This is a genomic window from Winogradskyella aurantiaca (assembly GCF_003362725.1).
Lineage (GTDB): Bacteria > Bacteroidota > Bacteroidia > Flavobacteriales > Flavobacteriaceae > Winogradskyella_A > Winogradskyella_A aurantiaca.
Genome location: NZ_QKTV01000003.1, coordinates 172458 through 195053 on the forward strand (window position 1 = coordinate 172458; position 22596 = coordinate 195053).

Here is a 22596-nt window from a genome sequence, read left to right on the forward strand (position 1 = left end):
CTATTCCGGATACTCGATCCTGAGGTGGTAAATATTTGCCAGTTTACGTTTCAAAACCTTTTTAATAGATTGAATTTCTTTAAAGGTAATATTGGCATTTAAAAACTGACCCGTTTCCATTTGTTTGGAAATGATGTTTTCAACAAAGTCATTAATCTTACTCGTTGTTGGTTCTTTTAAGCTTTTGGAGGCAGCCTCTACACTATCGCACATCATTAAAATGGCAGTTTCTTTACTAAATGGTTTCGGTCCTGGGTATTGAAATAAATTTGAGTCTATATCTGTTTTCTTCTCTAGCTCTTTCTGGTAAAAGTAGTGGACCATAGAGGTTCCATGATGGGTACGTATAAAATCAATCACCCTGTCAGGCAGGTTGTTCTTTTTAGCAATTTCTATCCCTTTAATAACATGATCAATAATTATTCGAGCGCTTTCCTTAGGAGATAGTTCGTCATGGGGATTAATTCCAGTAGACTGATTTTCGGTAAAATAAGTAGGGTTATCCATCTTACCAATATCATGGTAAAGAGCCCCTACCCTTATAAGCATTGAATTGGCTCCAATTTCATTGGCAGAAGCTTCTGCTAAATTGGCGACATTTAAGGAATGATGAAACGTACCCGGAGCTTCATTAGACAAACGTTTCAACAATTTGGTATTGGTATCTGATAGCTCTAATAGGGACACATCGGATACCAGCCCAAAAGCTTTTTCATAAATATAGATCAAGGGTTGTACAAACAAGGTTGCTACACCACCTAACAAGAATAATCCAAAGGTTTCCCATTTAAGAGAGGTAATCTGCCCTTCGTGAATCACGAAAAAGGCAAAGTATGCCAAAATGTACACAAGGGTGATTTGACCAACTGAAATAAACAGATTAGCTCGCTTGTATAATTCGGACACCGTTAGAATAGTAACAATACCTGCAATGATCTGTAAGAACATGTACTCATAACTATTGGGCACAATAAAGCCCAATAGTAAAACCGTCAATACATGTGTAAACAAACCTAAACGTGCATCAAAAAATGCTTTGAGTACCAAGGGTAAAATACATAGGGGAACTACATAAATGTATTGTGAATTAAAGCGTACCACCACAATAGTAAGTCCAATCATCACTAAAATATTAAAGAATATAAATGTGACTTTGGTATTATTGAGAAACACTTCTTCTCTGTATTTTCTAAGGAATAATAACAGCATTAATAAGGCCAACGCCACTAGCAACGTGTAGGCAAGCAATACCCAATTGTAATTGGCGGTATTCCAATCTTGTGATTCATATTCCAGACGAAGGGACTCCAGTATCTGGTACTGCTCCTCTTCTATCACCTTTCCTTTTGAAATAATTAGAGTTCCTGTTTCAATACTGCCTCTTGTTGGAGATATCTTTGAGATTGACTCTTGAAGTGCAGAATCCGTTAATACTTTATTGACTTTTAGATTCGGTTCTATAATATTAAAAAAGAGCGATAAAAAGGCTGCCCGATACTGGGTCAGATTCTCATCATCTACTCGTTTCTCAAGAATGCCTCTAAAATTATTTAGACTTCTAAGGTTTTCAAATACCGTTTTTGCAATTTGAGTTTGTTCAGAAAGAATAATGACCGGATGCTGGGGCTCGTAACTTAAAGCTGTTTCTAAAAGTCCATATTTATAAAGATCATCCAATATGGTTGTACCCAACTTATACAGGGTCCGTATCTCTGGCACTTGCTCAGCTATGGAATCCTGAAAGGTCTCATTAAAACCCAAGTCATAATTTTCGAAAACTCTTGTTTTAACCGTATTATCCAAATCGAAAAAAACAGAACTTGATTCTTCTATGAATGCAGTTTCCTCTTGTATTTCTGATGGGGATTTAACTATAGCAAAGTCAAAGGGGGCATACAAATTTTCGGACTGCCATGGTTTTCCTTTTTCAAAACTGTAGCGGAACTTACCGGTTTTAGGAAAGATGTAAACAATAACCAGTGTGGTAGACAACAACAGTAAAATCTTGTAAATCAAGGGCTGATTTGAATACCATCTATTAACAAATTCGCTCATGTAATTCAAATGTAATAAATAATAAATATTGGATTGGTATTCTTTTTAAAACGTTCAGAATTCTCTTGAAATCACTAATTTTGCACGAGCAAATTTAAATTAACAAATAATGTCAAAAGAGGTTGTAATTGTATCTGCCGTAAGAACTCCTATTGGAAGTTTTATGGGTAGTTTATCCACTGTTCCTGCACCCAGACTTGGGGCTGCAGCAATTAAAGGAGCCTTAAATAAAATAAACTTAGATCCATCTCAGGTAGACGAAGTACTAATGGGTAATGTGGTGCAGGCCGGCACTGGTCAGGCACCTGCCAGACAAGCAGCCATTTATGCGGGTATTCCAGACAGTGTGCCTTGTACTACTGTTAATAAGGTATGTTCTTCTGGAATGAAAGCTGTTATGCAAGGGGCTCAGGCCATTGCTCTAGGAGATGCTGATATTGTAGTCGCTGGAGGTATGGAAAATATGAGTCTTATTCCTCATTACTATCATGCCCGAACTGCCGCTAAATTTGGTGGAGTAACGATGGAAGATGGTATGCAAAAAGATGGTTTGGTAGATGCCTACCAAAAAGAAGCAATGGGTGTTTGTGCTGATGCCTGTGCTGTTGAATACGACTTCAGCAGAGAAGATCAGGACGCCTTCGCCGTACAATCTTATAACAGATCTGCTGCTGCTTGGGATTCTGGAAAATTTAATAATGAAGTTGTTCCTGTTGAAGTTCCTCAGCGACGTGGTGAGCCCATCGTAGTTTCAAAAGATCAGGAATATACCAATGTGAAGATGGAAAAGATTCCAAATCTTAGACCCGCCTTTACTAAAGATGGTACGGTTACAGCAGCAAATGCTTCAACCATAAATGACGGAGCGGCAGCCTTAATCTTAATGAGCAAGGATAAAGCAGAAGAACTAAACTTAACTCCTTTGGCAACCATCAAGAGTTATGCTGATGCTGCTCAGGAACCTGAATGGTTTACTACAGCTCCAGCCAAAGCCCTACCAAAAGCTCTTGCCAAGGCCAATGTAGCAATTGAAGATGTGGATTACTTTGAGTTTAATGAAGCATTCTCTGTTGTAGGTCTTGCCAACATGAAAATTTTAGGTCTAACTGAAGCTAACGTGAATGTTAATGGTGGAGCGGTTTCATTAGGACATCCGCTAGGTTGTTCAGGAGCTAGAATTCTTGTTACACTTTTAGGTGTACTTGAACAAAATAATGCTAAATTGGGCGCAGCAGCAATATGTAATGGTGGTGGCGGTGCTTCTGCCATGGTATTAGAACGATAGACAACAGTATATGCAATATGGCATTTGCAATCTTGGTATTGTACCATTGAGATTTGAACCATCTGACGCTAGTGAGATGGTTTCTCAAGTTTTATACGGTACACATTTCAAAGTTTTAGATAAACGTAAGAAATGGAGCCGTATACGCATTGCATTTGACAAGTATGAAGGCTGGGTAGATAACAAACAGTTTATCTTTATTGACGAGGAAGTCTATAAAAATCTACCATCCAAACCCAATTACTTAGTCCGCGATATCATGGACTTTGTATCCAACGACAAAGGTCAGCTGATGCCCATTCCATTAGGTTCATGTCTGGACCACCTGGACATTCTAAATCATTCTTATGAAGGTGATCCTATTGCTACAAAAGAAAGCAGGGACAACATTTTGTCAACGGCACTACTCTATATGAATACCTCCTATCTCTGGGGTGGCATGACCCCTTTTGGGATTGATTGTTCTGGTTTTACTCAAATGGTATATAGACTTAATGGATTTCAGTTAAGCAGAGATGCCTCTCAACAGGCAGAACAAGGTGAACCATTAAGTTTTATTGAAGAGAGCCAACCTGGAGATCTCGCCTTTTTTGATAATGCAGAAGGCAACATCATACATGTAGGCATTATTATGGAAGATCATCATATCATCCATGCCCATGGGAAGGTGCGCATCGATAGAATTGACCATTCTGGAATTTATAATGTGGACACCAATCAGCATACCCATAAACTTAGGGTTATCAAAAAGATAATAACATAAAAAAAAGCGACCGCATGGTCGCTTTTTTTTATGTTATTGAAAGTTGTTATTAATTACCTGCAGCAGCTTCCATTTCAGCTACTCTAGTTTTCATGGCTTTCATTTTTTCAGTTTCACCAAGAACTCCATAAATATTTACAAGCGTCTGAGCTGCATTAATATTAGTTTTATTGAGCTCTAAGGACTTTTCAAGATATGGAATAGCCGACTTATATAGATTAGAACGCTCATCTTTTAATTCGTCATATCGTCTATTATCCGCAGAACTGGTTCCAAGACCATTCATCTCTTCAACAATTGCCTCCTCACCAGCTAGTATAACTACCGCCATATTTGTATAGGCATCACCATAATTAGGATTGAGTTCGATCGCTCTTTTATAATAGGCTTCTGCCGCTTTAGCATCACCACCTTCAGCTGCCAAAACTCCTAAATTATATTGTAATTCAGCATTGTTTGGATCTTGTTTAGTAGCCTCTTCCATCAAGGTTTTGAACTTTTCTTTATCCCCCATTTTCAGATGGACATTCGCTTCAGAAAGTAATAAGCCTAGATCGTCTGGATTCTCTCTTCGCGCTTCAGACATAGCTGCAAGTGCCTCATCATTTTTCCCCTGAGCAACATAAATCAAAGCAATGTTTTTAACAATCTCACCTCGCTTTGAAGTAGACATTGCGTCTCTTGGGTTATTATATTCCTTTGACTTTAGCATGAAGTCTCTACTTCTTTCGTCATTGAACACTTCTTCTTGACCGCTAGCTACATTAGTAGCGTAATAGTTCATTTGAATTCCAGTGAATCCAAGATCAACTAACTCATTGTAGTACTTCAATGAGGTATCATAATCCCCACCGTTTACAGCATAAGAAGCTGCGTAATAAAGCATTGTGGTATCAGATGGTTTGATACGATAAATTTGTTCGAAGCGTTTAGCGGCTGTCTTATTATCGTTCTGATCAATCGCTGATTGCGCTTCTCTAGAGTACTCAGCATACATACCATCCGTTAATTCTGTAATCTCGTCCTGGTACTTGGAATTCCCTTTTTTCATTTCCTCAATTTGAGCTAATGCTTCTAGGGATTTCATAAGGTCAGCATCTGTACAAGTACCACCAGCATATAAAGCAGTAGCTTTTAGGTACAAATATTTCTCTTTTGTTTTGTCATCCATACTCCCTTCGAGAGGTTGAGCAGCCTGAAGTGCCGCTTTCGCCGCAGCATAGTCTTCTTTTTTAATGGCCTTTTCTAAAGCCTTAACCTCATTCTTCTGTGCAAGAGCACCAAATGATATAACTAATGCACATAAAATCGTGACTAACTTTTTCATTTTTATTATCAATTTGTTGTTATTCTAGTTATTCCTTATCAAGAGTTGTGCCATCAGCTTCCGATTCACCAGCTTCAGCATCTAGTTGTTCGGCCTCAGCATCCTCATCCTTCATTACCTTTGCAACTGCTGCAATTGAGTCTGACCCCTTTAAATTGATCAGCTTAACTCCTTGCGTAGCACGACCCATTACTCTTAAATTGTCAATCTCCATTCTAATGGCGATTCCCGACTTATTTATGATCATTAGATCATCCTCGTCGGTGACATTTTTTATGGCGACTAAGTTACCGGTTTTTTCTGTAATAGAGATGGTTTTAACGCCTTTTCCACCTCTATTAGTGATTCTATAATCCTCAAGGCTGGAACGCTTTCCGTAACCATTTTCGGAAACTACAAGGATGTTGCTTTCCATGTCATTGACAGCTACCATTCCAATCACCTCATCAGCATCACTTGCCAGGGTAATTCCACGAACTCCAGACGCGTTTCTACCCATAGGTCTTGTTTTGGCTTCTTCAAAACGTATAGCTTTACCCGACTTAAGCGCTAACATGACCTGACTCTCACCTGTAGTTAGTTTAGCTTCTAACAATTCATCTTCTTCACGAATGGTTATTGCATTGATACCATTAGTTCTAGGTCTTGAATATTGTTCCAAGGATGTTTTCTTCACTTGACCCTTTTTAGTAGCCATTATAACGTAGTGATTGTTTACATAATCCTCATCTTTGAGATCCTGAGTACAGATGAATGCTTTTACTTTATCGTCCTGCTCAATATTGATCAGATTTTGAATAGCCCTGCCTTTGGAGGTCTTGCTTCCTTCTGGTATTTCATATACACGCATCCAGAAACACTTCCCTTTTTGTGTAAAGAACAGCATGTACTGGTGGTTGGTTCCCACGAATAAATGTTCCAAGAAATCTTCATTACGCGTCGTTGACGCCTTTTGACCTACTCCGCCTCTATTTTGTGTTTTGTATTCTGTAAGCGATGTACGTTTGATATAGCCGGCATGTGAGATGGTAATTACCACTTTCTCGTTAGGGATCATATCTTCAATACTCAAGTCACCACCAGCATACTCAATTGCTGAACGACGCTCATCACCATATTTGGACTTGACTTCAAGAAGTTCGTCTTTAATGATGGTCATTCGACGCTCTTTCTTATCCAAGATATCTTTAAGATCCTCTATAGTCTTTAATAATTCATCATACTCAGCTCTTAATTTATCTTGTTCAAGACCTGTTAACTGACGCAAGCGCATTTCTACAATCGCCTTGGCTTGAATTTCAGTGAGTTCAAAACGGTCAATTAATTTCTGACGTGCTTCATCTGCGTTTGCAGAGGCCCTGATTAAAGCAATAACCTCATCGATATTATCGGAAGCTATAATGAGCCCTTCCAAGATATGAGCACGTTCCTCAGCCTTACGTAATTCATATTTAGTACGTCTTACCACTACATCATGGCGGTGCTCAACGAAATAATGAATAAGATCCTTCAGGTTTAAGAGCTGCGGACGCCCTCCTACTAATGCAATATTGTTTACACTGAACGATGATTGCAGTGCTGTATACTTATATAACTTGTTAAGAACAATGTTTGGGATAGCATCACGCTTTAATACATATACAATACGCATCCCATTTCTATCGGACTCATCACGTATTGCCGAAATACCATCTAACTTCTTATCATTGATAAGGTCAGCCGTTTTCTTAATCATATCAGCCTTATTGACTTGATATGGAATTTCAGTTACAATTATGCACTCACGACCCTGCACCTCCTCGACATTGGCCTTTCCTCTAAGAACAATACGTCCACGTCCAGTTTCAAAGGCTTCTTTTACTCCATCATAGCCATAGATAATTCCACCAGTCGGAAAATCCGGGGCTTTAATATGCGACATTAAGCCATCTATCTCAATGGAAGGATCATCAATGTAGGCAACGGTACCATCCACTACTTCACTCAAATTATGAGGCGGCATGTTGGTGGCCATACCTACTGCAATACCAGCAGCTCCATTAACTAATAAACTTGGGATTCTAGTTGGAAGAACCGTTGGTTCATGAAGCGTATCATCAAAGTTTAATTTATGATCTACCGTATCCTTGTCAATATCAGCCAACATATCCTCAGATATCTTGCGCATTCTGGCTTCGGTATAACGCATGGCTGCAGGACTATCACCATCGATGGAACCAAAGTTACCCTGACCATCAATCAACATGTAACGCAAACTCCACTCCTGAGCCATACGTACCATTGTATCATATACAGAGGTATCCCCATGTGGGTGGTATTTACCAAGAACCTCACCAACAATTCTCGCCGATTTCTTATGCGCCGTATTGGCTCTTACACCAAGCTCATGCATACCATAGAGTACTCTTCTGTGAACTGGTTTTAAACCATCTCTGACATCTGGTAATGCACGTGACACAATGACCGACATTGAATAGTCAATGTAGGCTGACTTCATTTCGTCTTCAATATTGATTGGGATTAGTTTTTCGCCTTCCGCCATATTAAAAAAGTTAGGATTTTAACAAGTTATTCATAACGCGCTAATATAAGTAAAATACCAGCCTTGAAGGGGTTTTTAGAGCTTTAAAACAGTACTTTTTATTAACAAATTTCAGGGGTCTTTTGGTTAATAAGTATATAGTCAATCCCTTTGATTTAACAATGCTTTTTCGTCTATTCGTTAAGGATGCTTTAAATAGGGTATAGTTTTTGAACTATCTACCTTGATTTTATTATTTTTAATGCAGAAAGGAGTTCAAAATGGATGATAATTTTTCACCAAGAGTAAAAGATGTAATCGCTTTCAGTAAAGAGGAAGCCCTTAGATTGGGGCATGACTTTATTGGAACTGAACATCTTATGTTGGGATTGTTGAGAGATGGCAACGGTAAGGCAATTGACATTTTGAGTGCTTTGGATATAGACCTCAATCACTTAAGAAGAAAAGTAGAAATATTAAGCCCTGCAAATCCTAACGTTACAACCACATCTAACGAAAAGAAAAACCTGCACTTAACGCGTCAAGCGGAACGTGCACTTAAAACCACATTTCTTGAAGCCAAGTTGTTTCAAAGTTCCTCAATCAATACAGCACATTTATTGTTGTGTATTTTAAGGAATGAGAATGACCCGACGACAAAATTGCTAAATAAGCTTCAAGTAGATTATGATAACGTTAAAGAAGAATTTAAATCAATGATTACAAGCGAAGACGATTATATAGACACACCAAAAGCAGAATCTTTTTCAGAGGATGATGTTAATGAAGATGATAACTCGAAACAAAATCCGTTCGGTCAATCATCAAAAACGAACAAAAAATCGAAGACCCCAGTTCTTGATAATTTTGGGCGCGACCTAACGGCCTTGGCCGAAGAAGGGAAATTAGATCCAGTAGTTGGAAGAGAAAAGGAAATTCAACGGGTATCTCAGATTTTAAGTCGACGAAAGAAAAACAATCCGTTATTAATTGGTGAACCAGGGGTTGGTAAGTCTGCTATTGCAGAAGGTCTGGCACTTAGGATTGTGAAACGAAAAGTTTCCAGAACTCTATTCAACAAACGCGTTGTTACCTTAGATCTTGCAAGCCTTGTTGCAGGCACAAAGTACCGAGGACAGTTTGAAGAGCGCATGAAAGCTGTTATGAACGAGCTCGAGAAGAATGATGATATCATTCTATTCATAGATGAGATCCATACCATTGTAGGCGCTGGTGGTGCTACAGGTAGTCTGGATGCCTCCAACATGTTTAAACCTGCTCTGGCACGCGGTGAAATTCAATGCATTGGCGCCACTACCCTGGACGAATACCGTCAGTATATAGAAAAGGATGGTGCTCTCGAAAGGCGTTTCCAAAAGGTAATTGTTGAGCCAACGACTGTTGAGGAAACTATTGTGATTTTGAATAATATCAAATCTAAATATGAAGATCATCACAACGTTGATTACACTGAGGAAGCCATTGAAGCCTGTGTGAAATTAACCAATAGGTATATGACTGAGCGCTTTTTACCGGATAAAGCAATTGATGCTCTTGATGAAGCAGGTTCTAGAGTCCATATAACCAATATTGATGTTCCAGATCAGATCATTGAGCTGGAAAAACGTCTTGAAGAGGTTAAAAACACCAAGAATACTGTTGTTAAAAAGCAGAAATACGAAGAGGCTGCTAAACTACGTGATGACGAAAAGCGCCTTGAAAAAGAACTTACGTTAGCCCAGGAAAAATGGGAAGAAGAGACCAAGCTTCATAGAGAGGTGGTCACAGAAGACAATGTTGCAGATGTTATTTCTATGATGACTGGTGTTCCTGTCAATAAGATAGCCCAAACCGAATTAAATAAGCTAGCCCAACTACCTGAGCTCATTAAGGGTAAAGTAATTGGACAGGACGAAGCTGTTAAGAAAGTTGTTAAGGCCATTCAACGTAATCGCGCCGGGCTTAAAGATCCAAATAAACCTATTGGGTCCTTTATATTTTTAGGTCAAACTGGTGTGGGTAAAACTCAGTTAGCCAAAATATTAGCTAAAGAATTGTTTGATAGTGATGATGCGCTTGTAAGAATTGACATGAGCGAATACATGGAAAAATTCGCCATCTCAAGACTTGTGGGAGCACCTCCAGGATATGTTGGTTATGAAGAAGGAGGACAATTAACTGAAAAAATAAGAAGAAAGCCTTATGCAGTTGTATTACTAGATGAGATTGAAAAAGCGCATCCAGACGTGTTTAATATGCTACTCCAGGTACTTGATGATGGGTATTTAACCGATAGTCTTGGAAGGAAGATCGACTTTAGAAATACTATTATCATTATGACATCCAATATTGGAGCTAGAAAACTCAAAGATTTTGGTCAAGGGGTTGGATTTGGAACATCTGCTAAAGAAGCTCAAGCTGCTGATTATGCCAAAGGGGTTATTGAGAATGCTCTTAAAAAAGCCTTTGCCCCAGAATTCCTTAATAGAATTGATGATGTTATCGTATTTAATGCTTTGGAAAAAGACGACATCGATAAAATTATTGATATTGAATTAGTTAAGTTAGTTGCCAGAATCCAGGATCTAGGATATAAGCTTAAGCTTACAGCAAAAGCCAAAGGATTCATTGCTGACAAAGGTTTTGATAAACAATATGGAGCCCGTCCATTAAATAGAGCCATCCAGAAGTACGTTGAAGATGCTTTAGCAGAAGAGATTATTAATGCTAAAATTCAGGAAGGGGATCAAATTATTATGGACTTTGATGGTAAAGGTGAAGATTTAAAAATTAAAATTAAATCCAAGGAAGCTACTCCAGAGTCTGAATAATCAAATTGACATATAATCTAGAAAGCCCTACATTTTGTAGGGCTTTTTTCATTTTTATGGCCTGACTTTGTAATTTTAAGTATGCCACGAGTACTAAAATTTGACTTTTGCCTTATCACACTCTATGATTCTTATTTAGTCAATAATATCAATGAGGGTATTAACCTGCTTCCTAAACACAACGAAGTCCTTGTAGATTTGGCGAAGTCTCATTTCCAGGACCGCCCTTTTGTTTATATAACTCATAGGGTCAATTCCTATTCAGTTGATCCCAAAATCTATTTTAAAACTTCCAAAATCAAGAATCTTGTTGGTTTTGCTGTAGTATCTGATAAGTTTAAAGCAAAATCCAATGCTGAGGTTGAGAAAATGTTTTTCTCTAAACCTTTTGAGATTTTTGGTGAGCTAGAGAAGGCCAAGAAATGGGCAAAGCAATTGGTAGCGTCTTTTAATTAATAACAATCTAAGCCATAAGTGTTTAAAAACAGTTCTTCAATTTCAATGTCCAAATCTTTCAAAAATGCAATTGAAGCCTGAATATCATCATGTAGCACCTCATCCTCCTTTATATAGGGTACTTGAGCTCTATACCTAACCAAAAACTCTTCTAAAAATGGAGAGGTTTTTAAAGGCCTTCTAAATTCTATCGCCTGAGAGGCATTCATTAATTCTATCGCGATCACCCGCTCTACGTTTCTAATTAAATTATAGGCTTGTGTTGCTGCGTTAGCTCCCATACTCACATGATCTTCTTGTCCGTTGCTAGAAACAATGCTATCTATACTGGCTGGAGTTGCCAACTGTTTATTAGCACTCACTATACTGGCAGCTGTATATTGTGGAATCATAAAACCTGAATTTAACCCAGGATTATCCACTAAAAACGGCGGCAAACCTCTAAGCCCCGATACTAATTGAAAAGTTCGTCTTTCTGATATATTGCCAATTTCAGCCATCGCAATTTTCAAGTAATCCAGTGCCAAGGCAAGAGGTTGCCCATGAAAATTTCCGCCGGAAATAATCAAATCTTCTTCGTAGAAAATATTTGGATTGTCTGTAACAGAGTTTATCTCTGTTAGCACCACCTTTTCAACAAAATCTAAGGTGTCTTTAGTAGCCCCATGCACTTGTGGAATGCATCGGAATGAATACGGGTCCTGTACATGCTCTTTGTACTGTTTGGAAAGTTCACTTCCTTCAAGAATAGTATTCACGCGCCGTGCCACTTTCCATTGCCCAGGATGTGGTCTAACTTCATGTACTAAATCATGGAAAGGGTCCAGTCTTCCATCAAAAGCATCTAAAGAAAGACTAGCAATAATATCAGCCAAATAAGACGTTTTGTGAGACATTAAAAGAAGATAGACGCCATAAGCACTCATAAATTGGGTGCCATTTAACAAGGCTAGACCTTCCTTAGCTTCAAGTTTTATAGGTTCCCATCCAAATTTAGCAAGGATTTCCTGTGCATCGTAAGTCTTATTCTCATGGACCACCTTACCTTTTCCTAATAATGGTAGAGCCAAATGTGCAAGTGGCGCCAGATCTCCTGATGCGCCAAGCGATCCCTGGGTAAAAACATGTGGGAAAATATCATTGTTGAAGAAATCAATTAATCGCTGAATGGTTTGTAACTGCACCCCACTCCTACCAAAACTTAGAGATTGTATTTTAAGAAGTAGCATAACTTTTACAATCGATTCTGGTACACGATCACCGGTACCACAAGCATGAGACATCACCAGATTTTCTTGTAACTTGGTTAAATCTGCTCCGGAAATCTTTACATTATATAGGGAACCAAACCCTGTATTAATGCCATACATTGGACTCTCATTCTCCGCTAACTTAGAATCAAGATAGTTTTTACACTCTACAACCTTTTGTTCTAATTCAGCTGATAAAGAAAGCTTTTTATTATTATGGAATATGTTGTATATGGTAACAATATCCAAAGACTCGGATGATATGGTGTGATGTGAATGCATCTGGATTGATTTAGGCTTTAAAATTCTGAAAATTTCAAGATTTGTAATTCTGAAAGTCGAATAACTTATAAACAAAAACTCATTTGGCCTGTAATTATAAAGCCCTTAACATTAAATAACATAAATTAAGAATATTACATTTCTGATTTGATCATAAAATACTACATTGAACACTTATTAATTAAAATCAAATCAAATGAAGAATCTACTCCTAGTCTTATTGTTAGTAACAGCCTTTTCTTGTGCAGAAAATGAGGAAAATAAGGAAGTAACTTATGCCCTATTTTCTGGAACCATAACAAATACTGAGGCTACGGTTGCGGTGATTTCTGGGCCAGACTTTAAAAAACAAATGAGTATTGATCCAGAAACTAGAACATTTTCGGATACACTTTTCCTCCCCAAATCAGGCTTTTATCAATTTGCTTGTGGTGAGTATTCAACCATCTATTTAGAAAATGGCTACAAGTTAGATATCTCGATCAACGCCAAACAGTTTGATGAGAGTATAACTTATACTGGAATTGGTTCAGAAGAAAACAACTATTTAGCCGACAAATTCATGGATAATGAAAAGATGCAGGGATCCATTCCTGAATTTTACAGCTTAAACGAAGAAGATTTTAAAGCGAAAGTAGAAGCAATAAAAACCAACCATAAATCTAAATTAGATGCAACCGTTCTAAGTAATGCGGTTTTTGCCACCAATGAAACCCAAAACTTGACATATGAAGCTTTAGTTTCTTATGACAACTATGAAAGCTATCATAAGAGTGTTACCAAAAACCCCGAATTTAAAGTTTCGGAAGATTTTCTACCAAAAAAGTTAGAAACCATAGAATTTAATGACGCTAGCCTGTATAGCACATCTTCTGGCTATAGAGATTTGGCAATGAAAAAATCTTTAGATGACCTGTTTAGCAATATGGAAGACTTTCAATCTGTTTCCCCTTCTGAGCTAGCTGCTATTGGTGACGTTTCAATTCCAGAATTGAAAAACGAAATCATTGCTAGCTATGGAACATTGTTTGTGTCTCCAGGAAACCCCAATATGGAGGCTAACTATAAATTTCTTGAAAGCGAAACCACTTCAGAAACAACACAACAAAGCCTGAATATTGCCTATGAAAGAGGACTCACATTGCGACCAGGCCAACCTTCACCAGAATTTGTCAACTACGAAAATCATAAAGGTGGTGAAACCTCACTAGCCGACTTAAGAGGCAAATATGTTTACGTTGATGTTTGGGCAACCTGGTGTGGTCCTTGTATAGGAGAGATCCCTTCGTTAAAAGAGGTTGAGGCCAAATATCATAACAGCAATATTGCTTTTGTTAGCACCTCCATTGATCAAGCAAGAGATCACGATAAATGGGTGGCTATGGTCAATGATAAGCAACTTGGTGGCATGCAATTAATGGCCGATAATGATTGGCAGTCGCAATTTGTGAAAGACTATGGTATTGAAGGAATTCCAAGGTTTATTCTTATTGATCCTGATGGAAATATTGTTAGTGCAGATGCACCTAGACCATCCAACCCCAAACTGGTGGAAATGCTAGATGAATTAAACATGTAATTAAAAAGCCTTCGAATGAAGGCTTTTTTTATGATTCTTCCTCAGGAGGTGGTGGCACATCCTGTTCAAATAAACTTAAAAAACTTGCCCCTAGATGGTATATGAGGTCACCAGCTATTAGACTTTGGTACCCTGTTTTTTCTACAGCTAAATCACCTGATTTACCATGTAAATAGACTCCCATAATAGCCGCATCAATAGCGCTGTAATTTTGCCCCATCAATCCAGTGATAACCCCTGAAAGGACATCACCACTGCCCGCTGTTGCCATACCCGGATTACCAGTAGTATTAATATAACGCTTGTCCTCAAATACCGTAATGGTATGAGCCCCTTTTATGACAACAATCAGACTGTACTTATTTGAGAATTGCGTCACACGTTCAAGCATCTCAAAATCATCCGACCATTCACCTATTAACCTCCTTAATTCACCTCTATGAGGAGTTAAAATAGAATTTTTAGGAACCAAATCTATCATGCTCTGATTCTTACTAAGCATATTAACTGCATCAGCATCCATAACCATTGGCGCTTTGTTCTGTTCTAAAAAGGTACGCAAGGCTCCAACAGTTTCTGCATGGGTCCCCATACCCATACCTATACCAACAACATCAAAATTTATGGAGGATTTAATTTCAGTAATCCTATTGGTATGTGGATCCGTTTCCACCATGGCTTCCGGCAAAGAGTTTTGCAAAATATTATAGCCGCATTGAGGAATGTAAGACGTAACCAACCCTGCACCTGCCTGTAAACTAGCCCTTGAAGCTAAAGTAATAGCTCCCATCTTACCATAACTTCCCCCAATCATTAAAGCATGTCCATAATCTCCTTTATGGGCATATTTGTCGCGAGGCTGGTACTTAACTACAACTTCATTTTTTCCAATGAGTTCATCCTTTGTTTCTACATTACCCAAATACTGTCTATCAATACCAATATCCAATACTTCCCATTGGACGGTATATGAATAGGTATCTTTTAGAAAGAACACTAATTTTGGTGTCTGGAAGCTCAGCGTATAGTTAGCTCTTATGGCGTGACTTGCATCTTCGAGGGCACGATCTGTATATAAGCCAGACGGAATATCAACAGAGAGTGTAAATGCCTTTGTAGATTCTAAGTGACGAAATAAGTCCAAAACCCAATCCGCGGGTGGACGATTAATTCCTATTCCAAAAACAGCATCAATAATAATATCTTGAGGTGCGATTTCTGGTTTGGTAAATTCTTCATTTAAAACTATTGGCCATTCCTTGGTTACTCCCTTAATGCGATCGTAATTCACCAAAAAGTCCTTAGAACGTTTTTCACTGTAATTAACGATATAGGTATTTACCTCGTAACCATGGGTAATAAGATGCCTTGCGATTACCAAACCATCACCACCATTATTACCAATTCCGCAAAAAATATGAATTGGAACCTGCGCCCCCTGCATGCGATCATGGATCCAATTGAATATTTGTATGCCGGCACGTTCCATTAAATCTGAAGATAAAATCCCCTGGCGTTCTGTTGTTAGACGATCACCTTCATATACTTGCTCTTTGGATAGGAGTTTCATAACACAAATAGAATTAGTTGATTATACGAACCAGCAGCTCTTTTAATAACTGATCCTGAGGAACACTTTTAGCCCCAACCCCCTTACTCTTAACATCGTACTCATGCAATAAGCTTATGACCATACTCACTTTCTTCATTGGGTAATTTCGTGAAGCTGAGATATACTCATTTACAAAGTAGGGATTGATGCGCAGTGCCGAGGCTACAGCTCTTGGGGATTTATCATGAAGACCATGGAGATGTAGCAATTGTGAAAAGAAGCCATGCAATAGTGAAATGGTAACCACAATTGGATTATCCTTTGGATTTTCAGCAAAATAATGCGCTATTTGGTGTGCTTTAAAACTATTACGCATCCCTACCGCCTTGCGTAATTCGAAGTTGTTAAAATCCTTGCTTATACCAATGTTCTCCTCAATATGATCTGGTTTAATCTGGGTGCCTTCTGGTAAAAGGATTTTTAATTTATTAAGCTCATTGGATATCTTACTGAGATCTGTACCCAAATATTCAACTAACATCTCGGCAGCCTTTGGAGTAATTGTATAACCCTGGCCCGCTAAGACACGTCGTATCCATTCTGGTACTTTGTTGTCATAGAGCTTTTTACTTTCGAATACAACTCCACTTTTATTGATGGCCTGATAGAGTTTCTTCCGCTTATCAATCTTTTTATATTTATAGTTGACCACCAAAATTGTTGAAGGTTGAGGCTGCTCTGCATAGGCCGTCAATTTATCGATACTACGACTTAATTCCTGGGCTTCTTTAACAATAACTACTTGATAGTCCGCCATCATAGGAAAACGTTTAGCGTTAGAAGTTATGTCATCTATGGTTACATCCTTTCCATAGAGCACCATTTGATTAAACTCACGTTCATGTTCCTGCAGCACTGTTGTCTCAATAAAATCTGAAATCTTATCAATATAATAAGGCTCCTCACCCATTAAAAAATATATTGGCTTTAATCGTCCGCTTTTAATATCGGTCACCAGTGCTTTTACTTCATCCAAGACAAAACTATATTTACGTAAGAATCAAATTATTAAAATCGCAGTTAATTGGAAGTTCCCCAAAGGTAGATTACTTTTGGCGCTTCAGAGTTTCTAAATAGTGCAAGAACTAAATTTTCCAAAGTTTCCCTACCGTTTCAAAAGTACAGAAAATAACATTTCGATATTTGACGTCATCAGAAAAAAGTTTGTGGTTTTACAACCTGAGGAATGGGTAAGACAGCATTGCATTCATTACTTGATTTCAGTTAAAAAGTATCCGAAATCATTAATCAATGTTGAGAAACTTTTGAAAATTAACGATCTGAAGAAGCGATATGATATTGTGGTTTATAATACTAAAGGTGAAGTTGAAATTATGGTGGAATGCAAAGCCCCACAAATAACAATTGACCAAAGCACGTTTGATCAAATTGCGCGTTATAATTTGGTGTTAAATGCTAACTATCTTATGGTCACAAATGGAATTAACCATTATTATTGCCAGATGGATTATGAGCAAGGCAGCTATAACTTTTTAAAAGACCTTCCAAGTTACTGTTAATGACTAATTACTCAAGCAACGATATCGCCATTGCCATTATTAATTGGAATGGAAAACACTTATTAGAACAATTTTTACCCAGCGTTACCAAATACTCAGGTGATGCTACTGTATACATTATAGACAATGCTTCTTCAGATGAATCCATACCTTTTATTGAAGCCAACTACCCTCAGGTAAAAACAATAATTCTTGATGATAACTATGGCTATGCAGGAGGATATAATAAGGGGATAGGGCAAATTTCAGAGCCCATAATTTGTTGCTTAAATAACGATGTAGAAGTAACCAATGACTGGCTAGACCCAATAATCGATAGTTTCAACAGGGACCATACCTGTGCCATCATGCAACCGAAGATACTTGATTATAAGAATCCAGAAAGCTTCGAATATGCTGGGGCCGCTGGTGGATTTGTAGATAAATATGGCTACCCTTTTTGCCGAGGTCGCCTTTTTAATGCTATCGAACAAGACAATGGTCAATATGATGATGAACGCGAAATTTTTTGGGCTTCAGGCGCTTGTTTATTTATTAAAAAAACGGTGTTTACAAACCTCAAAGGATTTGATGCCGAATTCTTTGCACACATTGAAGAAATTGATCTTTGTTGGAGAGCCTTTAATACCGGATATACTGTAAAATACAATGGTAAGTCTAAGATTTATCATGTTGGTGGTTCAACATTAAAAAATTCTAATCCCCAAAAGACCTTTTTGAATTTTAGAAACAGCTTATATGCCCTTCTTAAAAATACCCCGTCGCCTTCAAAATTAATATTTATGCGATTACTTTTGGATGGTATTGCAGGTGTTCGCTTTTTGGTGCACCTACAACCAAGACATTTTTTAGCCATTATTAAAGCACACTTGTCGTTCTATAAGAACTTTTCTAAAATACAGTCAAAAAGAACTTACACTAAAAACAAACAAGGCAGCTATTTTAAGATTACCTCCGCTGTTTGGCTATATTTTGTTTTAAGAATTAAAGTTCTAAAGGAATTATAATTCTTTCAAAAAAATCGTTAATACCTGTTGCATCAGGCTAATTTTCAATATTTTTGGAATTCAGATTTACTGACAACTAAAAATTAAAATCAATTATGAAAAAACTAATTTTACTAGGGGTATGTGCCGCTTTTACTTTAGCTTCTTGTGTTTCTAAAAAAGAGTACGCGGCTCTTGAAGCTAAGCAGAAAGAGACTGAGGACCTATTAAATAGTGCAACTGTTAAATTAAACAAGTGTTTGGCTGACGAGGCAGCTGCTCAAGCACGTCTTGAAGGATTGAGAGAGCAAGTAGCAGATTTAAGAAAGGCGAATGACAACCTTCAAATTTTATCAGCTAAAGGAGCAAGTAATGTTGAAAAAACTTTAGAAAGCATTAAGGAAAAAGACATGAAGATTTCAAGACTTCAGGATGCTTTAACTAAAAAAGATAGTGTAACTCTTGCCCTAGTAACAAGTTTGAAAAAGGAAGTTGGTATCAACGATCCTGATATTGAGGTCAATGTAGAAAAAGGTGTGGTATTTATTTCCATTGCTGACAAATTATTGTTTAAAACAGGTAGTTATACCGTTTCTGAAAGAGCAAAAGAAGTACTTGGAAAAGTAGCAACAGTTGTAAACGGTAAGCCAAACTTTGAATGTATGGTTGAGTCGCACACTGATAATGTTCCTTATAAAAAAGACCCACTTATTGATAACTGGGATTTAAGTGTGAAGCGCGCTACCTCTGTTGTAAGGGTCCTTGAAGAATTAGGGGTTCAATCTTCCAAATTAATTGCGGCTGGTCGTGGTGAATTCCAACCTTTAGTACCAAATGATACTGCAGAAAATAGAGCAACCAATAGAAGAACACGCATTGTTGTACTTCCAAAAATTGATGAGTTCTATGAAATGATTGAGGAAGAAATGAAAGAACTATCAGAAGGTTAGAATATTTTATATCATATATAAAAAGCCGAAGTTAATAGCTTCGGTTTTTTTTGTTATCCAATAAATTGTTCATTCTATTTTATGAGAGCAGCTTCTAGCGTTTTTGCTCGTTGTATCTTTCCATTAACAGTTTCAACAAATTCAGTTACTCCAATAATTTCTTTTGGCACTTCGAACTTGCTAAAGGATTTATCGCTACTTATCTTCGTTAGTAAATCGTTCGTATCAATATTTTCACCTTCCACAACTAATACTAATTTTTCTCCCAGGGCTTCATCATCAATTCCTGCGACAATATAGCGTGTGTTGATCAAGGGTTGAAGCTTATCTTCAATCTGTTCTGGAAATAACTTCACCCCAGTAGAATTTATAACATTGTCATACCTTCCTTTCCAAACAAAAGTAAAAGCGTCTTCAAGCTCTACAATATCATTAGTAACTAGATGCTCATCTAATACATTTGGAGCTTCTATGATTAAGCAATCACGGTCATCTTGAGAGAAGTTAACATTTGGTAAGGCGTGAAAACTCGATTCTGCGGCATGATCCTTAGATTCTAAACGTCTAACTGCCACATGAGTAATAGTTTCAGTCATGCCATACGTTTCATAGAACAAATTTGGTCGCAAGGCAATCTTGTCTCTTAAAGGTTTAGTCACCTTTGAACCTCCAACAATCATAGTCTCAATATTTCCTGTTCGTTCCAATGTATTTTTAAGCTGCAAAGGAATCATAGCACAAAACTGATACTTTTTGTCGTAATCAAATACAGGATTAGATGAAGGTTCTATACAATCAATTTCTAAGCCTAAAATTAAGGCACGAACTAACATCATTTTACCTGCAATAAAATGACTTGGCAAACAATCAATAGCTTTATCACCGGGATTCAAACCAAAGAAATCTCCAGTAGCAATGGCTGAATTAACCATAGCTTGTTTCATTAGACGAATGCTCTTAGGCTGACCTGTAGAACCGGAGGTTCTTACGTAAATATGGTCTTTATCATTGAGCCAATCTATTAAAAAGTCGCCTGTAACCTGCTCATAAGGTTCCCCTTCTTTGATCAGACTATAGCTAACTTCTTTTAATTCTTCATGACTGAAGTGAAGTCCATTAAACTTAAATCTATTGTGTACTTTGTCAAATGTTGGAGTCATATCATTCCAGAATTTTATAATCCTCTTTTGGTGGTGGCGTTATTTTACCAAATAATTTTTCTTTCCAGTCAGACCATTTGTAAACCTTTGATAAGATAAGAAGCATAATTGGGAATAACACAAAGACAGGAACAAAAATGCTGGCAACAGTTGCTTGCGTTGGATCTGATAAATCTTTTAGAATCGAATTGGTTTGAAAAGCAGTCCAATCAGCTGTTACAAGCAGTGCTGTAAAAAGGTTATTAGCGGCATGGAACCCAATAGCCAATTCCAACCCTTCATCCATCAAGGTCATGATGCCTAAGAATAAACCTGTGCCTATGTAATAGATTAAAATTACATACCCTAATTTATCCACCTCTGGATTTGCAATGTGTAATAATCCAAATATAACTGACGTAATAACAAGAGGTACCCAACGGTTGCCGGCATGAATACCTATTCCCTGCATGAGATAACCTCTAAATAAGTATTCCTCACAAGACGTTTGCAAGGGTACTAATAAAATTGCAATGGCTGCCAATATTAAAAAGGGTACTAAATCAAAGTTCCAGGCGTAGTTTTCAGGATTTGTGAAATAGTCTATCCCAACCGTTGCCGATGTAAAGATTCCCCAAACAAAAAATATGGTAAAAACACGCTTCCAATCTATCTTAGATCTTGAGGTGGTTAAGGATTTAAAAGTTTGAGCATGCAACAATTTAACAGCCAAAAACAAGAATATTAGCCCTCCAGTAAATGGCAACAAGAGAAAGACAAGATTCAAATTTGGATCAAATAAAGTCATTAAGTAATTGATATCCTCAAGCTTGGAAGCATCTACCGTACCATTAATCTGCTTCATACCTATAGCTAATACATGTGGCATGGAAAAAACACCAATACCAACTAGGACTAGAGCTAACCCAATAAGGTACCTCCACCAATCATGATTAAACTTATAGGCTTGTTGTATATAGTTCATATTTAAAATTTGAATTTCCAGTCCATGTGAGACTGGTAGTGTAAATTACCATTTTTAACTAATAATGGGGATTTAATATTGTTAGTAAACAAACCTCCTGTTCCTAGTCCTTGCGTCACCTTTGTATTGAGGCTGTAGGTCCATTGTGCTATAGCATTAAGACCCAAATTGCTTTCTAAGGCACTTGTAATCCACCATTTTATTCCTTTGTCTTCCGCTGTCGATATCCAATTTTCACTCCCGCTAAATCCGCCTACTAAAGCTGGTTTTAATATAATATATTGAGGATTTATGGCTGATAGCAATCTCTCCTTTTCCTTCTCTTTAAAGACACCAATCAACTCCTCATCTAATGCAATCGGTAATGGAGACTGTTGACAAAGCTCCGCCATTGACTCCCATTGACGCGGTTTAATAGGTTGTTCGATAGAATGTATATCAAATTCTGACAGCCTTTTTAATTTTTCTAAAGCCTCTTTAGGACCAAAGGCTCCATTAGCGTCAACCCTTAGTTCCATATCAGTTGATGAAAATTCGTTTCTAATATCCGCTATAAGCTTCAACTCCTGATTAAAATCAATGGCGCCAATTTTCATTTTAACACAAGTAAATCCCTGTTCAATTTTCTCCTTAATCTGACATCTCATGAAATTAAAATCACCCATCCAGACCAATCCATTAATAGGAATGGCATCTGATGAACTTGTAAAATCAGAGGGGTACAATACAAAAGGATTGTCCTGTGAAAGTGACCTTAATGCTGTCTCCAGACCAAATTGAATACTTGGAAACTTAACCAGTTGTTTCAAAAGTAAACCAGGGTCCTCATCAATGTGGTCGCAGGCCCATTGTAACATGCTTTCATATTCAGGAACATCATCAACAGAAAGTCCTTTAAAAAGTGCAGCTTCACCATAACCAAATTGGCCATTAGATTCAATTTCAATAAGGTAGGTGTCTTTCGTGTGAAGTACTCCTCTAGAGGTTCCGCTAGCTCTTTTAAAATTTAGGGTATATGGTCTAAATCTGGCGATCATATGAAGCTGCAAAAATAG

At 37.6% G+C, this 22596-nt stretch carries 17 protein-coding genes; 8 read left to right on the plus strand and 9 right to left on the minus strand.

Annotated features, from left to right (window positions below):
- Nucleotides 1-2055 (minus strand): HD family phosphohydrolase, encoded by a 2055-nt coding sequence (locus DN064_RS06885; RefSeq protein WP_115461899.1) that lies wholly within the window; start codon nt 2053-2055, stop codon nt 1-3.
- A gap of 109 nt (nt 2056-2164) precedes the next feature.
- Between DN064_RS06885 and DN064_RS06890 the strand changes: the two genes are divergently transcribed.
- Both DN064_RS06890 and DN064_RS06895 read left to right on the plus strand, forming a co-directional pair.
- Complete coding sequence (locus DN064_RS06890) at nt 2165-3340, plus strand: acetyl-CoA C-acyltransferase (RefSeq protein WP_115461900.1); 1176 nt, start codon at nt 2165-2167, stop codon at nt 3338-3340.
- A gap of 10 nt (nt 3341-3350) precedes the next feature.
- Nucleotides 3351-4103, plus strand: coding sequence for a C40 family peptidase (locus DN064_RS06895; protein ID WP_115461901.1), 753 nt, complete (start codon nt 3351-3353; stop codon nt 4101-4103).
- A 49-nt stretch (nt 4104-4152) separates the two neighbouring features.
- On the opposite strand, the gene DN064_RS06900 is transcribed toward DN064_RS06895, so the two are convergent.
- Nucleotides 4153-5430 carry a tetratricopeptide repeat protein gene (locus DN064_RS06900; RefSeq protein ID WP_115461902.1) on the minus strand — a complete coding sequence of 426 codons (1278 nt, stop codon included), beginning with the start codon at nt 5428-5430 and terminating at the stop codon, nt 4153-4155.
- Nucleotides 5431-5458: 28 nt separating this feature from the next.
- Nucleotides 5459-7972, minus strand: a complete 2514-nt coding sequence (gyrA, locus tag DN064_RS06905) for a DNA gyrase subunit A (RefSeq protein ID WP_115461903.1) — start codon at nt 7970-7972, stop codon at nt 5459-5461.
- A gap of 260 nt (nt 7973-8232) precedes the next feature.
- On the opposite strand from gyrA, the gene DN064_RS06910 reads away from it, so the two are divergent.
- Both DN064_RS06910 and DN064_RS06915 read left to right on the plus strand, forming a co-directional pair.
- Complete coding sequence (locus DN064_RS06910) at nt 8233-10782, plus strand: ATP-dependent Clp protease ATP-binding subunit (RefSeq protein WP_115461904.1); 2550 nt, start codon at nt 8233-8235, stop codon at nt 10780-10782.
- Between the two features lie 81 nt (nt 10783-10863).
- Entirely contained in the window at nt 10864-11238 is a 375-nt protein-coding gene (locus tag DN064_RS06915; protein WP_115461905.1) for a hypothetical protein, read from the plus strand.
- On the opposite strand, the gene hutH is transcribed toward DN064_RS06915, so the two are convergent.
- Nucleotides 11235-12770, minus strand: a complete 1536-nt coding sequence (gene hutH / locus DN064_RS06920) for a histidine ammonia-lyase (protein ID WP_115461906.1) — start codon at nt 12768-12770, stop codon at nt 11235-11237. The two genes, DN064_RS06915 and hutH, sit on opposite strands and share 4 nt — an antisense overlap.
- A 196-nt stretch (nt 12771-12966) precedes the next feature.
- Here hutH and DN064_RS06925 point away from each other — a divergent pair, with 196 nt between their 5' ends.
- Nucleotides 12967-14349 carry a TlpA family protein disulfide reductase gene (locus tag DN064_RS06925; RefSeq protein ID WP_115461907.1) on the plus strand — a complete coding sequence of 461 codons (1383 nt, stop codon included), beginning with the start codon at nt 12967-12969 and terminating at the stop codon, nt 14347-14349.
- Nucleotides 14350-14377: 28 nt separating this feature from the next.
- On the opposite strand, the gene DN064_RS06930 is transcribed toward DN064_RS06925, so the two are convergent.
- Entirely contained in the window at nt 14378-15919 is a 1542-nt protein-coding gene (locus tag DN064_RS06930) for an NAD(P)H-hydrate dehydratase (protein WP_115461908.1), read from the minus strand.
- Between the two features lie 13 nt (nt 15920-15932).
- Nucleotides 15933-16937: a DNA polymerase III subunit delta gene (gene holA / locus DN064_RS06935; protein ID WP_115461909.1), complete on the minus strand. Its 1005-nt coding sequence runs from the start codon at nt 16935-16937 to the stop codon at nt 15933-15935.
- 100 nt (nt 16938-17037) lie between these two features.
- Between holA and DN064_RS06940 the strand changes: the two genes are divergently transcribed.
- The 3 genes from DN064_RS06940 to DN064_RS06950 all read left to right on the plus strand — a co-directional run bounded on the left by DN064_RS06940 (nt 17038) and on the right by DN064_RS06950 (nt 19417).
- Complete coding sequence (locus DN064_RS06940; protein ID WP_115461910.1) at nt 17038-17481, plus strand: type I restriction enzyme HsdR N-terminal domain-containing protein; 444 nt, start codon at nt 17038-17040, stop codon at nt 17479-17481.
- Nucleotides 17481-18488 carry a glycosyltransferase family 2 protein gene (locus DN064_RS06945; protein WP_115461911.1) on the plus strand — a complete coding sequence of 336 codons (1008 nt, stop codon included), beginning with the start codon at nt 17481-17483 and terminating at the stop codon, nt 18486-18488. Before DN064_RS06940 ends, DN064_RS06945 begins: the two co-directional genes overlap by 1 nt.
- Before the next feature lie 95 nt (nt 18489-18583).
- On the plus strand, nt 18584-19417 hold the full coding sequence (locus DN064_RS06950; protein ID WP_115461912.1) for an OmpA/MotB family protein: 834 nt from the start codon (nt 18584-18586) through the stop codon (nt 19415-19417).
- Between the two features lie 74 nt (nt 19418-19491).
- On the opposite strand, the gene DN064_RS06955 is transcribed toward DN064_RS06950, so the two are convergent.
- From DN064_RS06955 to DN064_RS06965, 3 genes are read right to left on the minus strand one after another with little or no spacing between them, the layout of a single operon-like run.
- Nucleotides 19492-20577, minus strand: a complete 1086-nt coding sequence (locus tag DN064_RS06955) for an AMP-binding protein (RefSeq protein ID WP_115461913.1) — start codon at nt 20575-20577, stop codon at nt 19492-19494.
- A gap of 1 nt (nt 20578) precedes the next feature.
- On the minus strand, nt 20579-21541 hold the full coding sequence (locus tag DN064_RS06960; RefSeq protein ID WP_115461914.1) for a CPBP family intramembrane glutamic endopeptidase: 963 nt from the start codon (nt 21539-21541) through the stop codon (nt 20579-20581).
- A gap of 2 nt (nt 21542-21543) precedes the next feature.
- A complete protein-coding gene (locus DN064_RS06965; protein ID WP_115461915.1) occupies nt 21544-22578 on the minus strand; it encodes an o-succinylbenzoate synthase in 1035 nt (344 codons plus the stop codon).
- Between the last annotated feature and the right edge of the window lie 18 nt (nt 22579-22596).